At 55.8% G+C, this 12,971-nt stretch carries 15 protein-coding genes; 9 read left to right on the top strand and 6 right to left on the bottom strand.

The features are described 5' to 3' along the window. Positions 1–348 (top strand): integrase core domain-containing protein (locus ACH1XZ_RS15565; RefSeq protein ID WP_395596280.1); only part of this gene is annotated, 348 nt, incomplete at its 5' end. A 64-nt stretch (positions 349–412) separates the two neighbouring features. Here the strand turns inward: ACH1XZ_RS15565 and ACH1XZ_RS15560 are convergent. From ACH1XZ_RS15560 to ACH1XZ_RS15550, 3 genes are all read right to left on the bottom strand, one after another. Beyond that, positions 413–949 (bottom strand): hypothetical protein, encoded by a 537-nt coding sequence (locus ACH1XZ_RS15560; protein WP_395596279.1) that lies wholly within the window; start codon positions 947–949, stop codon positions 413–415. 216 nt (positions 950–1,165) lie between these two features. Further along, positions 1,166–1,504: a DUF1869 domain-containing protein gene (locus ACH1XZ_RS15555; RefSeq protein ID WP_395596278.1), complete on the bottom strand. Its 339-nt coding sequence runs from the start codon at positions 1,502–1,504 to the stop codon at positions 1,166–1,168. A gap of 10 nt (positions 1,505–1,514) precedes the next feature. Then, the gene (locus tag ACH1XZ_RS15550) at positions 1,515–1,847 is read right to left on the bottom strand and encodes a DUF1971 domain-containing protein (RefSeq protein ID WP_395596277.1); all 333 of its coding nucleotides are present in this window, start codon (positions 1,845–1,847) and stop codon (positions 1,515–1,517) included. A 500-nt stretch (positions 1,848–2,347) separates the two neighbouring features. Here ACH1XZ_RS15550 and ACH1XZ_RS15545 point away from each other — a divergent pair, with 500 nt between their 5' ends. The 8 genes from ACH1XZ_RS15545 to ACH1XZ_RS15510 all read left to right on the top strand — a co-directional run bounded on the left by ACH1XZ_RS15545 (position 2,348) and on the right by ACH1XZ_RS15510 (position 10,175). Then, entirely contained in the window at positions 2,348–4,492 is a 2,145-nt protein-coding gene (locus ACH1XZ_RS15545) for a TonB-dependent receptor plug domain-containing protein (RefSeq protein WP_395596276.1), read from the top strand. A gap of 2 nt (positions 4,493–4,494) precedes the next feature. Then, positions 4,495–5,319: a heme/hemin ABC transporter substrate-binding protein gene (locus ACH1XZ_RS15540; protein WP_395596275.1), complete on the top strand. Its 825-nt coding sequence runs from the start codon at positions 4,495–4,497 to the stop codon at positions 5,317–5,319. 23 nt (positions 5,320–5,342) lie between these two features. Beyond that, a complete protein-coding gene (gene hutW / locus ACH1XZ_RS15535) occupies positions 5,343–6,680 on the top strand; it encodes a heme anaerobic degradation radical SAM methyltransferase ChuW/HutW (RefSeq protein WP_395596287.1) in 1,338 nt (445 codons plus the stop codon). A 12-nt stretch (positions 6,681–6,692) separates the two neighbouring features. Then, entirely contained in the window at positions 6,693–7,187 is a 495-nt protein-coding gene (gene hutX / locus ACH1XZ_RS15530) for a heme utilization cystosolic carrier protein HutX (protein ID WP_395596274.1), read from the top strand. Further along, on the top strand, positions 7,187–7,810 hold the full coding sequence (locus tag ACH1XZ_RS15525; protein WP_395596273.1) for an SDR family oxidoreductase: 624 nt from the start codon (positions 7,187–7,189) through the stop codon (positions 7,808–7,810). The genes hutX and ACH1XZ_RS15525 overlap by 1 nt, the downstream gene beginning before the upstream one ends. A gap of 49 nt (positions 7,811–7,859) precedes the next feature. Then, positions 7,860–8,852, top strand: coding sequence for a FecCD family ABC transporter permease (locus ACH1XZ_RS15520; RefSeq protein WP_395596272.1), 993 nt, complete (start codon positions 7,860–7,862; stop codon positions 8,850–8,852). Beyond that, a complete protein-coding gene (locus tag ACH1XZ_RS15515; RefSeq protein ID WP_459253855.1) occupies positions 8,819–9,616 on the top strand; it encodes a heme ABC transporter ATP-binding protein in 798 nt (265 codons plus the stop codon). Before ACH1XZ_RS15520 ends, ACH1XZ_RS15515 begins: the two co-directional genes overlap by 34 nt. Before the next feature lie 136 nt (positions 9,617–9,752). Continuing rightward, positions 9,753–10,175, top strand: a complete 423-nt coding sequence (locus ACH1XZ_RS15510) for a hypothetical protein (RefSeq protein ID WP_395596270.1) — start codon at positions 9,753–9,755, stop codon at positions 10,173–10,175. 67 nt (positions 10,176–10,242) lie between these two features. On the opposite strand, the gene ACH1XZ_RS15505 is transcribed toward ACH1XZ_RS15510, so the two are convergent. Genes ACH1XZ_RS15505 through ACH1XZ_RS15495 form a run of 3 tightly spaced genes read right to left on the bottom strand, consistent with a single transcriptional unit; the run spans position 10,243 to position 12,948 of the window. Then, positions 10,243–11,538 (bottom strand): MFS transporter, encoded by a 1,296-nt coding sequence (locus ACH1XZ_RS15505; protein WP_395596269.1) that lies wholly within the window; start codon positions 11,536–11,538, stop codon positions 10,243–10,245. Further along, on the bottom strand, positions 11,531–12,523 hold the full coding sequence (locus tag ACH1XZ_RS15500; RefSeq protein ID WP_395596268.1) for a zinc-binding alcohol dehydrogenase family protein: 993 nt from the start codon (positions 12,521–12,523) through the stop codon (positions 11,531–11,533). Before ACH1XZ_RS15500 ends, ACH1XZ_RS15505 begins: the two co-directional genes overlap by 8 nt. Then, the gene (locus tag ACH1XZ_RS15495) at positions 12,520–12,948 is read right to left on the bottom strand and encodes a MarR family winged helix-turn-helix transcriptional regulator (protein WP_395596267.1); all 429 of its coding nucleotides are present in this window, start codon (positions 12,946–12,948) and stop codon (positions 12,520–12,522) included. Before ACH1XZ_RS15495 ends, ACH1XZ_RS15500 begins: the two co-directional genes overlap by 4 nt. Between the last annotated feature and the right edge of the window lie 23 nt (positions 12,949–12,971).

Raw genomic sequence — 12,971 nt, 5'->3', positions numbered from 1 at the left:
ATCGCGGCAAACCGCGGCTACCCGCTGAAGATGCGGATGGACAACGGGCCAGAGCTGGTCTCACTGGCGCTGGCACAATGGGCCGAAGAACATGGCGTGCAGCTCGAATTTATCAAACCGGGTAAGCCGACGCAAAATGCGTTTATCGAACGGTTTAACCGGACGTACCGGACAGAAATCCTGGATTTTTACCTGTTCAGAACACTGAATGAGGCACGGGAAATCACCGGACGCTGGCTGATGGAATATAACAACGAGCGCCCTCATGAATCCCTGAACAACCTGACGCCGGAAGAGTACCGGCTGATGGCTGAAAAACCGGAACTCTCAAAAAGTGCGTGGAACTAAAACGGGTGTGCTTACAAGAGCAAAAACCAAACATCACCAGTCCCCCCCTCCAACAAAGCTAAACTTACGCCCCCATCAATTTCGCAAACCAGAACTTACACACCCCATTACGTACATTCCACGGCTTAGCCGGTTTATCTTTATACTGTTCATAAATTTTATCTAAGTCGTCGCTACCCGATAACTTCAGATCCAGCGGCACTTCCACTACGCCCTGGTAAGGTATGGCAACATAGTGCTTCCCAGCCTCGGGAATAAACGCGGTTTGGGTAACGATTTGGCGGCCGCTTGAGTTATCCATTACATAAAGCGTCCAGTACTGATTGGGACGGATTCGGCTTTCATAAAAACGGTAAACTTTACCGGCCATCAGGTTATTGCTGATATAAATAAGCTCTTGATCTTTATAGCAATCATCTTCTTTAGCAAAGCGCTGAAAATAAACCAATCCTTGGTGCCTGTCATTAAGCTGAGTGTAAACCACTGCCGCATCCTGACCGGTGTACGGATCGTAACGTTTTGTCCCTAAAGGCCCCGGAGCGCATGCCGATGCCAGTAATGCCAGACCAACAACTATCCCAGAATATAAGTGACGCACCATAACCTCGTGAATGTTATATTTTTAAATTCGCCATTTAGCATATCCACAACGAAAAATGTTGCCTAATCATTTGTCACGTTAGCTCCAAATAATAGGGGGTTAAATAGCGCAGGTTCAGGAGGTGCTCAAGCAAGGAAGGACAGCAGCAGATAACCTCGGAAACGGGTCCTGGATACCTGCTAACTGTAAAGCAAAGCGCAGAAGGGAATGACTGTACTACCAACCGCAGACGTTAGTCTCTTCGTCTGACTCATACCCGCGAACGATGTTCACCAGGTCTTTGACCGCATCGGCGGCGGTGGCCGGGTCCTGAAGTTCGCTCAACTGGGCAAACTCTTTATCCACTGACACTCCGTTATTATTGTTGGTGACGGTCAACAAAAAGCCTTTGCCCTGCGCGTTATCAGAAGAAAGTGGAGAAATAAGCTCAGCAACGGCCTGTACGGCAATATCGGGCACATACAGCGCCATCGGTTTCAGATAAACCTTTGCCTGTTTCTCTTTGTTATTAAGATTAATAACCGCTAAGGAATAACCTTTATTTTCACTATTCATAGTGCCCATTTCATCCTTCTATCAAAATCTTAGGATCGACATAGAAATCAACATTAAATACGGTGTCGTCGCTTAATGCTTCAATACAGTGCCATTTCTCAGCCGGGAAAACGCCAAACTGTCCGGCTTCAATCGTCATGGTTTCAACCGGGTCTGGGCTGGTCTCATCGGCATAACCATAGTAGCGGATCGCCCCCTGCATCACCGCCAAACGGGGAAACACGCCCTGTCGCGTACCGGCGTCGAGGTGACGCTTCCAGATAGACGCGGGCGCGGTCTCTTTGGTCCACAGCGGCGTGGTACGGGTATGAACATAATGAGTGGGGATAATGATTCGCTGCATGATTCTGCCTCTCTTTCCACGCCGATACGCGCGGTCTGGAATGGGAAAATATGATGCATATCATATACCCCTTTTAATCACTGAGGGTATTATTTTTTAATCTCATCACACCCTACCCCTATTTATACTCAATAAGGGTTAATTCATTTTAAATATAATCGCTGAGCAGACTTTCTGCCCTGTCAGAATTAATAGGGGAACAATACAGAATTAAACAGATATACCTAAAATGCCCACCGGCTCAGTACCACTGATGTGAATATGGATGGACAAATTTACAGTTCATAATGCTCCCCTATCGCAAATCAACATCATTAACCACCTAATTATTATCAGTATTGTGGTGATCAATATCACATTCGGCTGGCTTCTCTCCCGCATAAATTGACCCAAATCAAAGATGCATTTTGTTTATACCTTCGATGCTGGACGTGTTTTCCTTCATGTGTAAATGTAATTGATAGTAATTATTATTATCATATTCATTTATAGGATTTCCGATGTTGCACTCCATTACCCGAGGGTCCTTTGTGCTCTCCGCGCTGTCGCTGTTTGTCGCCAGCGCGGCGTCAGCCTCTACATCATCCGCCACGCCGAACAAAACTAATAAAGACGAGACGCTCGTCGTCACCGCAAACCGTTCGGAAAGCTCGCTTTGGGAGAGCCCGGCAACTATCCAGGTTATCGACCACCAGACGTTGAAAAACGCCACCAGCACCTCCATTGCCGACGATTTGCAGGATATTCCCGGCGTCGAAGTCACCGATAACGCACTGGCTGGGCGTAAACAAATTCGTATCCGCGGTGAAGCCTCATCCCGCGTGCTGATTTTGATCGACGGCCAGGAAGTCACCTATCAGCGCGCCGGGCAAAACTACGGCGGCGGCCTGCTTATCGACGAGTCATCGCTGGAACGCATTGAAGTAGTGAAAGGCCCTTACTCGGTGCTGTACGGCTCACAGGCCATCGGCGGCGTGGTGAACTTTATCACCAAAAAAGGCGGCGATAAGCCGCTCGCCGGGACGGTGAAAGCGGTCTACAACTCCGCTACGGCGGGCTGGGAAGAGTCAGCGGCGGCATGGGGTAGCATCGGGCAGTTTGACTATCGCATCAACGGCAGCTATTCCGATCAGGGCGATCGCGACACGCCGGATGGCCGTTTGCCAAACACCAATTTCCGCAACAACAGCCAGGGCGTCTGGCTTGGCTATAACCTCGGAAACCAGCATTTCGGGCTGTCGCTGGATCGCTACAAGCTGGCAACGCAGACCTATTTTGAAGACCCAGACGGTGAGTACGATGCGTTTAGCGTCAAAATCCCCAAACTGGAGCGCGAGAAGATTGGTCTGTTCTACGATATCGACGTTGACGGCGACTATCTGAAAAAGATCCATCTCGATGCCTACGAGCAAACCATCGACCGTAAGTTTGAAAATGAAGTAGCGACGACGCAGGCGATCCCCTTACCTATTCGCTCACTGAGCGTACGCAACCAGACCAACACCAACGATAAGCAGTACACCCAGGGGGTTACGCTGCAAAGCAACTTCTCCCTGCCCGCCAACAACAGTCTGGTGGTGGGAACACAGTACAAGCGCGATCGTGTGTCTCAGACCTCTAACGGCTTTACCAGTCAGAAATCCCTGACCGGTATCGTGAATACTGAAACCCAGACCTATTCCTACAACGAATCAGAACAGAGCACGACCTCACTGTTCGCCCAAAATGACTGGCGCTTTGCCGACAACTGGACATGGACATTAGGCGCACGCCAGTATTGGCTATCGTCAAAACTGACGCGCGGCGATAGCTACTCGGTCAGTAAAGGCGTGACCACCGACACCTCGCTGGCTGAGCAATCCGCCCACGATAACGAACTGGTCACCGCCACCAGCCTGCGCTACTCCGGCTTTGACAACGTTGAGCTGCGTGCTGCATTCGCGCAGGGCTACGTCTTCCCGACCCTCACTCAGCTCTTTATGCAGACCTCAGCTGGGGCCGGCACCACTTACGGCAACCCTGACTTGAAGGCTGAACACTCCAATAACTACGAACTGGGCGCACGGTACAACGGCAATCTGTGGATGGTGGATGGCGCGGTCTACTACTCTGAAGCCAAAGACTACATTGCCAGTATCGCCTGTTCCGGCCAGGCACTCTGCAACGGCAATACCACTTCTTCACGCGGCGGCTATTACTACTACGACAATATCGACCGCGCCAAAACCTGGGGCATGGAACTGAGCGCCGAATACAACGGCTGGGCCGTTTCCCCTTACGTCAGCGGCAACCTGATCCGCCGTCAGTACGAAGGCCAGACGCTGAAAACCACCAATACCGGCGAACCGACAATTAACGGTCGCGTCGGGTTGAAGCACACGCTGATGCTAAACGCGGCAAACGTCACCTCCGATATCTATATCCGTGCCGCCTCCAGCGCCAAAGATGACACGGGTAGCAAAGAAGTTCGCACGCCGGGCTGGGCCACGCTGAACCTCGCGGTTAACACCGAATTCGGCGCGAACGACCAGTATCAGGTCAATCTGGCGCTCAACAACCTGACCGATAAACGCTACCGCACGGCGCATGAGTCTATTCCTGCAGCGGGCCTCAACGCGGCAGTCGGCTTTGTATGGAACTTCTGACAATGAAAAAACTGGCTATCGGATTACTGGCGCTGGCCGCCATATTTAGCGCCCAGGCAGCCGAGCGCATCGTGGTCGCAGGAGGTTCGCTTAGCGAGCTGATTTACGCCCTCGGGGCGGGCGAGCGAGTGGTCGGGGTGGATGAAACCACCTCATACCCACCGGAAACCGCGGCGCTGCCGCATATCGGCTACTGGAAGCAGCTCAGCAGTGAAGGCATTTTATCGCTGAAACCTACCCGCTTTATCACCTGGCAGGACGCGGGCCCACAGTTGGTGTTTGACCAGCTACGTTCGCAGCACGTCGCGGTGCTGACGCTACCTCGTGTACCGGCCACCGTCGAACAGATGTACGCCAATATCCGCACGCTTGCCCGCGAGCTTGGCGACGAAGAGCGCGGCGCTGCGCTTGTTAATACGCTGAGTCAGCGGCTGGAAAAAGTGGCGCAGAGCAGCGCCAGCAAACCTGCCCCGGTGAGCGCGCTGTTTATTCTCAGCGCCGGGGGCAGCGCCCCGCAGGTCGCGGGGAAAGGCAGCGTTGCCGATGCCATTATGACCCTCGCCGGTGCCCGCAACGTTGCGCAGCATCCACAGTATCGCAGCTACAGCGCCGAAGCGCTGATTGCCGCTAACCCGGAGGTAATTATTGTCACCTCACAAATGGTCGATGGCGACCTCAATCGCCTGAGCACCATCGCAGGGATCACCCGCACCAACGCGTGGAAAAACCAGCGCATCGTGATGCTCGATCAATCCCTGATCCTCGGCATGGGCCCGCGCGTTGCCGACGCGGTTGAAACGCTGCACCGCCAGTTCTGGCCACACTAAAGGACGTAGAAAGACCGATGATGTTGAATACCCCTACCGACCTGGATTTAACCCCACATTTTGCGCTGGAGGGCGGCCAGCCCTTCAAGGATCGCCGCGCCACCATGCCGTGGCGCGGCGCCGTGCCCATTGCCAAAGAGCAGCTTGAGCACACCTGGCAAGAGGTGCTGAATCACGTCGCGCCGCCGCGTAAGCGCCTGCTGTATCTGCACATTCCGTTTTGCGCTACCCACTGCACCTTCTGCGGTTTCTACCAGAACCGCTTCGAAGAGGACCACTGCGCGCGCTACACCGACGCGCTGCTGCGTGAAATTGAGATGGAGGCCGACAGCGTGCTGCACCAGTCTGCTCCTATTCACGCGGTCTACTTCGGCGGCGGCACGCCGTCGGCGCTCTCGGCCCGCGATCTGGCGCGCATTATTACCGCCCTGCGCGAACGCCTGCCGCTGGCGCCGGACTGTGAAATCACCATTGAAGGGCGAGTGCTGAACTTCGATGACGCGCGGATTGACGCCTGTCTCGATGCCGGAGCCAACCGTTTCTCCATCGGCATTCAGTCGTTTAACAGCAAAATCCGTAAGAAGATGGCCCGCACCTCCGACGGCCCTACCGCCATCGCCTTTATGGAAGGGCTGGTCAAGCGCGACCGCGCCGCGGTGGTCTGTGACCTGTTGTTTGGCCTGCCCGGACAGAACGCCGCGCTGTGGGGTGAAGATCTGGCGATTGCCCGTGATATCGGCCTCGACGGCGTCGACCTCTACGCCCTTAACCTCATTCCCAACACGCCGCTTGGCAAAGCGGTTGAAAACGGTCGCACCAGCGTGCCGCAGCCTGCCGAACGCCGTGACCTCTATCTTCAGGGCTGCGATTTTATGGACCAGGCCGGCTGGCGCTGCATCAGCAACAGCCACTGGGCGCGCACCACCCGAGAGCGCAACCTCTACAATTTACTGATTAAACAGGGCGCAGACTGCCTGGCGCTGGGCTCCGGCGCGGGCGGCTCCGTCAACGGTTATTCATGGATGGTCGAGCGCAATCTCAACGCCTGGCACGAATCCATCGCCGCCGGTAAAAAGCCGCTGATGATGATGATGCGCACCGCCGAGCGCGGCTTCCAGTGGCGGCACCTGCTGCAATCCGGCATAGAAACGGCCCGCGTGCCGCTGGATGCGCTGACGCCGCACGCCGCGAAACTCACCCCGCTGCTGGCCCAATGGCATCGCGCCGGGCTGACGCTGGACGACTCAACCTGCCTGCGTCTGACCAACGAAGGACGCTTCTGGGCGAGCAATATTTTGCAGTCTCTTGATGAACTTATTCAGGCACTTAACGCACCGCGCATTGCGGTTGAAACCCAATAACAGGAGTTAATGATGAGCAACGTATCCCTGCATGATTTTTTAAAAACCGAGCCTGACGGCACGCTGGAAGCCATTGCCAGCCAGTACAACACCACCCTGCTGGAGGTCGTCAAAAACCTGCCATCGCACACGCTGGCCGCGGGCGACAAGTTCGACACCGTCTGGGACACCGTCGCCGAATGGGGCAAGGTCACGACGCTGGTGCATACCGCCGACGTGATTCTGGAATTTACCGGTGAACTGCCGTCCGGCTTCCATCGCCACGGCTACTTCAACCTGCGTGGGAAAAAGGGCATGACCGGCCACATCAAGGCAGAAAACTGCACCCATATCGCCCTCGTAGAGCGCAAATTTATGGCGATGGATACCGCCTCGATTCTGTTCTTTAACGCCGCGGGCAGCGCGATGTTCAAAATCTTCCTTGGCCGTGACGACCACCGCCAGCTATTGAGCGAGCAGGTTGACGCCTTCCGTACGCTCGCTGCCGTACTGAAGGGAGCGTCCTGATGAACCCATGGTTAATTTTTGGCGCGGGCGGTAAAGGCATCGGCGCACTCACCGCCGCGCTGGCGCTGGCAGAAAAACGCCCGGTAGTGGCGCTGGTGCGCAACCCAGAGGCCGCCGCGCGGCTGGAAGCGCTGGGCGCACAGGTTTTCATTGGCGATGCCTGCGACGCTGATATTGTCGCGAAAACCTGTCAGGCCGCCGGTGAAACGGCAACGATTATCTCCACTATGGGCGGCGCGCAGGATTACCTCGCCCACCGCACGGTGATTGATGAAGCAGAAAAAGCCGGTCTTCACCGCATGATTCTGGTGACATCGCTTGGCTGCGGCGATAGCTGGCCGTTCCTCTCCCCGCGCGCCAAAGCGGCGTTTGGCCAGGCCGTACGCGAGAAAAGTCTGGCGGAAAGCTGGCTGCAAACCAGCACGCTGGACTACGCCATTCTGCGCCCTGCCGGGCTGCTCAGCGGCGAAGCGAGCGGTAAGGCGCTGCGCGTGCAGCAACAGGAAGTGCATGGTTTTGTGCAGCGGGCGGACGTCGCCGCGCATATTCAGGCGTTAGCCAGCGCCCCAGCGCTTGACCAGCAGGTTTACAGCCTGGTTGAGCCAGACCTCAAACCGGCATAATCACTCTGCGGCGCGTCCATCGCGCCGCATCGATGTAACGGAGCTTTGCGTGTTCAAGGATTCACTCTCTTCTTTCAGCGTTTTTATCGGCCTGCTGCTGATACTGGCGACTCTCGTGCTGGTCGGCGCCAGCCAGGGAGCGCTAAAAATCACCTTCGCCTCGTTGCAGGATGCGCACTATCGCGATATCTGGCTGAACATTCGCCTGCCGCGCGTGCTGCTGGCGGTGCTGGTTGGCGGCGCGCTGGCTACCGCCGGGGTGATCATGCAGGGGTTGTTCCGTAACCCGATGGCAGACCCGGGTCTGCTCGGCGTCAGCAGCGGCTCGGCGCTGATGGTCGGCGTCGCTATTATCTTCCCGGTTTCGCTCCCCGCCGCTTTCTTGCTGTACGAACAGATGATTTTCGCCGTTGTGGGTAGTCTGGTCGTGTGCGCCGTTATTTTCCTGATTAGCCTGCGCCACCAGCACGGCGGCATGATCCAACTGCTGCTGGCGGGGATCGCCATCAACGCGCTTTGCGGCGCGGCAATCGGCATCCTGAGCTATGTCGGCGACGAGCAGCAGCTGCGTCAGCTCACGCTGTGGATGATGGGTAGTCTGGGGCAGGCGCAGTGGCCAACGCTGCTGGTGGCCGCCTCGTTTGCGCTGCCCGCCATGGTCGCCACCGCCTGGCTTGCTACCACGCTGAACCTGCTGCAGCTTGGCGATGAAGAGGCGCACTACCTCGGCGTCAACGTGAAGCGCAAGCGCCAACTGCTGCTGTTGCTCAGCTCTCTGCTGGTTGGCGCGGCGGTCTCGGTCAGCGGCGTGATTGGTTTTATCGGCCTGGTGATTCCGCATCTTATTCGCATGACCATTGGCGCCGACCACCGCTGGCTGCTGCCCTGCTCAACGCTTGCTGGCGCCTGCCTCTTACTGGTTGCCGACACGCTGGCGCGCACGCTGGTGCAGCCCGCTGAAATGCCGGTGGGCCTGCTCACCAGCCTTATCGGCGGCCCCTATTTTCTTTGGCTGATCCTGCGAACACGGAGAGCGCTATGATTGAAGCCCGGAATCTCACCTACAGCATCAACGGTCGCCGCCTGACCCACAACGTCTCGCTCACGCTACCCGGCGGAGAGATAGTCGCTATTCTGGGGCCAAACGGCGCGGGCAAATCAACGTTGCTGCGCCAGCTCACCGGCTATCTGAAGCCGGACAGCGGCACCTGCTCGATGTTTGGTAAAGCGCTGGATGCATGGCCAACCGAGGCCCTGGCTAAAAGCCGCGCCGTGATGCGCCAGAACCAGGAAATGGCGTTTCCCTTTAGCGTGATGGAGGTTATCCGCATGGGCCGCCATCCGCATCGCAGCAGTAATCCGCGCGATGAGACGGAGCATATTATGGCGCTGTGCGGCTGCCGCGAACTGGCCTCTCGCGACTATCGCCACCTCTCCGGCGGTGAACAGCAGCGGGTACAGCTCGCGCGCCTGCTGGTGCAGCTGTGGGAACCGGAGCCGACGCCAAAGTGGCTGTTCCTCGACGAACCGACCTCAGCGCTGGATATTCACCACCAGCAACAGCTGTTCCGTCTGCTGCGCGAACTGGTGCAGAAACGGCAGTTTAACGTCTGCTGCGTACTGCATGACCTCAACCTTGCCGCGCGCTACGCCGACCACATCGTGCTGTTAGAAAAAGGTCAGGTCGTTGATAACGGCACACCGCAGGACGTGCTGACGGAACCCGCACTACGCAACCTCTATCAAGCCGAAGTCGCCGTCACCCGAACGCACGATGACGCCCCGCTGATCGTACTGGAAAGATGATGATTCACAGGCGGTTTAGCACCCTTGTCAAAACCGCCTGCTGGAACACAATGATTCAATTACAGTTTATTCCTAAAGCCTCATCCAAAAGTCTGTGCCATCCTTTCTATCGCTCACAAACTGATGAGGATTTGTTATGAAAAAAACAACAATTGCACTTTCTGCCCTTCTGCTGGCTTCCCCTGTTTTCGCCGCGACTACACATGCCACCGACGACACGGTTGCCCAGGCACAGGCAAACGCGAACACCGCAAAAGAGAAACTGCATCAGACACAAAACCAGGGCGAAGAGCTTAAGCTGAAGTCTAAGCACGCCGCAGAAGGTAAGAGCGACAGCGTAGGTAGTCAGGTGAGCGAAGGCGCTCAGAAAACCTGGCATAAAACCAAAGAAGGGACCGAAAAAGGGTGGGATGCCACCAAAGAAGGCGCTCAGAAAGGCTGGAATAAAACCAAGGATGCTTCCCAGAAAGGGTGGGACGCCACCAAAGAAGGCGCTCAGAGAGGCTGGGATAAAACCAAAGACGGTGCCGCTGACCTTGAGAAAAAAGTCAGCGAATAACCCCAACTTATCGAGTCAAAAAAAGCCGCTGATGCGGCTTTTTTTTGCGTCGGTGATCCGTCCTGAGTTAGCGATTGCGTAACAGCGTGGGTTTTGCCGCTCTGCTTTTCGGTGCCGTTTCACTCATTCGTAGAAATACGGGCAGAACAAGCAATGCCACCATCATGATCATGACACCCGGGATGGATTGCCCGCCAACGTGTTGGGTTAGCACCTGCGCAAGATAGGGGGTTAATCCCCCAAACAGTGCCGTGGCCGCTGTCGCCCCCAGCGCCAGCCCCATCAAACGCCCATCAATAGAAAATTGTTCCGCCGTCGCTGAGGTTCCTACTGCGCTGACGCCTCCAGCAATACAGGCCAGTACAACGGCACCACACATTGTCAGCAGATAATCCCCCTCAGCCATCAGACGAAACACCATCAGCGGCAGGGCAATACTGCAACATGCCAGGAAAAGCAGTACAGGCTTACGTCCCAGACGATCGGACAGGTAGCCGGTTAATGGCGTCACCAGGATCACGCAAAACGCGGCGACCGTCGACAGTGATAACGCATTCTTTTCAGCATATCCCCCTGTCGATACCAGGAACACGGGGATATAAACAATGCCAATATAATAGGTGACGGAACCTAGCGCTGAAATGGCAAAGGTTCTTCCAATGGCCAACCGATAGCGAGCTATCGTCTGGCCCAGAGTCAGAGGTATGCCTTTGCTCTGATATTGCTCAAATTCCGGCGATTCACGCAAGGTAGTGCGGGCAGCCCACAGCACCGCTGCCAGCACCGCGCCAATCAAAAATGGCACCCGCCACCCCCATTGCTCCAGGCTGGTCGGACTGAGTACATTCGCCATCATCGCGCAAACGCCGACGGCAATTAATCCGCCCACTTCACTGGCGGCGGAGGCCAGAGACGTCATTAGTCCGCGACGTTCCGATGTCGCGCTCTCCAGCAGATAGGCGACCACGCCGGTGTATTCGCCGCCCACCGAAAATGCCATCACGGCACGCAATACCAGAATGCTCATTCCTGCTACGGCCCCAACCTGCTGATACGTTGGCAGCAGCGCGGTCAAAAGCATAGTTCCTGTCATTAATGCCATAGAAATCAGCATCATCTGGCGTCGGCCATATTTGTTGCCAATATGACCGAAGAAAATGGCTCCGAGCGGGCGGAGAAAATAGGAAACGGCGAAACCCGATAACGTGATGATAAGCGACATATCACCGCCGCCAAAAAAGACTCTCGACAACACGGTAGCGAAATAGAGGTACAGCGTAAAATCGTACCATTCAACAATAGTTGATAACGCGGCAATGGCGATTGAGGTTTTGGGGACTCGGATATAAGCGGAATCAGTCATGTGGGATAACCACCACCAGCTTACCGCTGTGCCGCCCGGCCTCCAGCGCGGAGTGTGCCTGCACGATTTCATCCAGCGTGTAAATTCTCGCGATTGGCACGCTAATTTCACCGTCTGCAACGTCATCAATAAACTGCTGTAGCACCAAAGCCGGAAGGTCCGTTGCTTCACCAGAATAAGCGGTTAGCCTGACGCCGCGCGGAAGGTAATCTATAGGGTAGAAATCTTTGACTATCCACTGGTTTGCCAGTATGCCGGTAAAGCAGACGGTGCCATGCACTTTGATGGCTGCCAGTGTATCCGGCAAGGTCGTTGTTCCCACCAGTTCAATGGCGCAATCAATGCCAGAGGGGTATTGCTCGCGAACCTGCGCGGCGACATCACCATCATCAATAAGCACGCGGTCAACGCCGAGACGATATAGCGCATCGGCTTTTTGATTAGGGGTACGTGTGGTGGATAAAACCGTCATACCACGTTGTTTTCCCAGCAGCGCTGCGGCCATACCCACAGAGGAGCTGCCGCCCCTGATCAGCAGCGTCTCTCCTTTTTGGGCATTAAGACCGATATGCAAAGATCCCCAGGCCGTTTGTAGCATCTCAGGTATAGCCCCGAGCGTCGCCCAGTCAAGTGAGCTATCAAATGCAATGACCTGCCCGGCGGGAACGCAGGTGTATTCAGCGTATCCGCCGTTAAACTGACGTCCCATGCCGCCCATCATCGTCACCACCTGCTGGCCTGGAGTGAACTCTTGCCTAGGGCAGGCAACGACGATACCGACCGCTTCAATCCCAGGGACAACGGGGAATACAGCATTCCCGGCCAGGCCAAGGCGCAGATGCAGTTCGGACTGATTCAGACCGAAAGCATAGACTCGTATCAACACCTGGCCCAGCCGCGGCTCAGGTATGGGGATATGCCTGATGTGCAGCGCTTCCGGACCGCCCGGTGCTTCCAGAACAACGGCCTTCATCTGGTTCATCATTTTTTACCTGAAGCGTGAATATTTTGCTCAATCAGCGCCAACGTGCTGTTCAGCGAGCGTTGGTCGACCCCGCTCAGATGCGTCTTTAATAGGGCGGCTATCTCCTGCTCTGCCTTTTTAACTATTGTTTGCCCCTCAGGGGTAAGAGAAATTAGAGACGAACGAGAATCTGCCGGATTAGGCTGGCGTTGAAGGTGTCCAGCTAGCGCCAGGCGATCGACCAGCTTACTGGCTGCGCCAACGGTTATGAGCATCTGTTCCGCAATATCGTTCACCCGACAAAGCGGGAGCAGTTCCACAGTGCGCAAAACTTCAAACCGCGCCAGAGGGAGCCCGGTCGACGTTTTCACCCGTTCATTACAGGCATTCCATAACAGGATCTGGCTGCGTACAAGGTGTGAAAAGGTATCAATATCAGCCGTCATGGTTTGCTCTCCGGTATCTGCTT

Source organism: Kluyvera chengduensis (assembly GCF_044197065.1).
Classification (GTDB): Bacteria; Pseudomonadota; Gammaproteobacteria; order Enterobacterales; family Enterobacteriaceae; genus Kluyvera; species Kluyvera ascorbata_C.
This window is presented reverse-complemented; position numbering and strand designations above follow the sequence as displayed.

Excerpts from the sequence above, each read along its gene's own strand:
- ACH1XZ_RS15540 (WP_395596275.1), top strand. The coding sequence starts at position 4,495 with ATGAAAAAACTGGCTATCGGATTACTGGCGCTGGCCGCCATATTTAGC.
- ACH1XZ_RS15500 (WP_395596268.1), bottom strand. The coding sequence starts at position 12,523 with ATGATGAACCAGATGAAGGCCGTTGTTCTGGAAGCACCGGGCGGTCCG.
- ACH1XZ_RS15510 (WP_395596270.1), top strand. The coding sequence starts at position 9,753 with ATGAAAAAAACAACAATTGCACTTTCTGCCCTTCTGCTGGCTTCCCCT.
- ACH1XZ_RS15505 (WP_395596269.1), bottom strand. The coding sequence starts at position 11,538 with ATGACTGATTCCGCTTATATCCGAGTCCCCAAAACCTCAATCGCCATT.
- ACH1XZ_RS15560 (WP_395596279.1), bottom strand. The coding sequence starts at position 949 with ATGGTGCGTCACTTATATTCTGGGATAGTTGTTGGTCTGGCATTACTG.
- ACH1XZ_RS15550 (WP_395596277.1), bottom strand. The coding sequence starts at position 1,847 with ATGCAGCGAATCATTATCCCCACTCATTATGTTCATACCCGTACCACG.
- hutX (WP_395596274.1), top strand. The coding sequence starts at position 6,693 with ATGAGCAACGTATCCCTGCATGATTTTTTAAAAACCGAGCCTGACGGC.
- ACH1XZ_RS15545 (WP_395596276.1), top strand. The coding sequence starts at position 2,348 with ATGTTGCACTCCATTACCCGAGGGTCCTTTGTGCTCTCCGCGCTGTCG.
- ACH1XZ_RS15495 (WP_395596267.1), bottom strand. The coding sequence starts at position 12,948 with ATGACGGCTGATATTGATACCTTTTCACACCTTGTACGCAGCCAGATC.
- ACH1XZ_RS15525 (WP_395596273.1), top strand. The coding sequence starts at position 7,187 with ATGAACCCATGGTTAATTTTTGGCGCGGGCGGTAAAGGCATCGGCGCA.
- ACH1XZ_RS15555 (WP_395596278.1), bottom strand. The coding sequence starts at position 1,504 with ATGAATAGTGAAAATAAAGGTTATTCCTTAGCGGTTATTAATCTTAAT.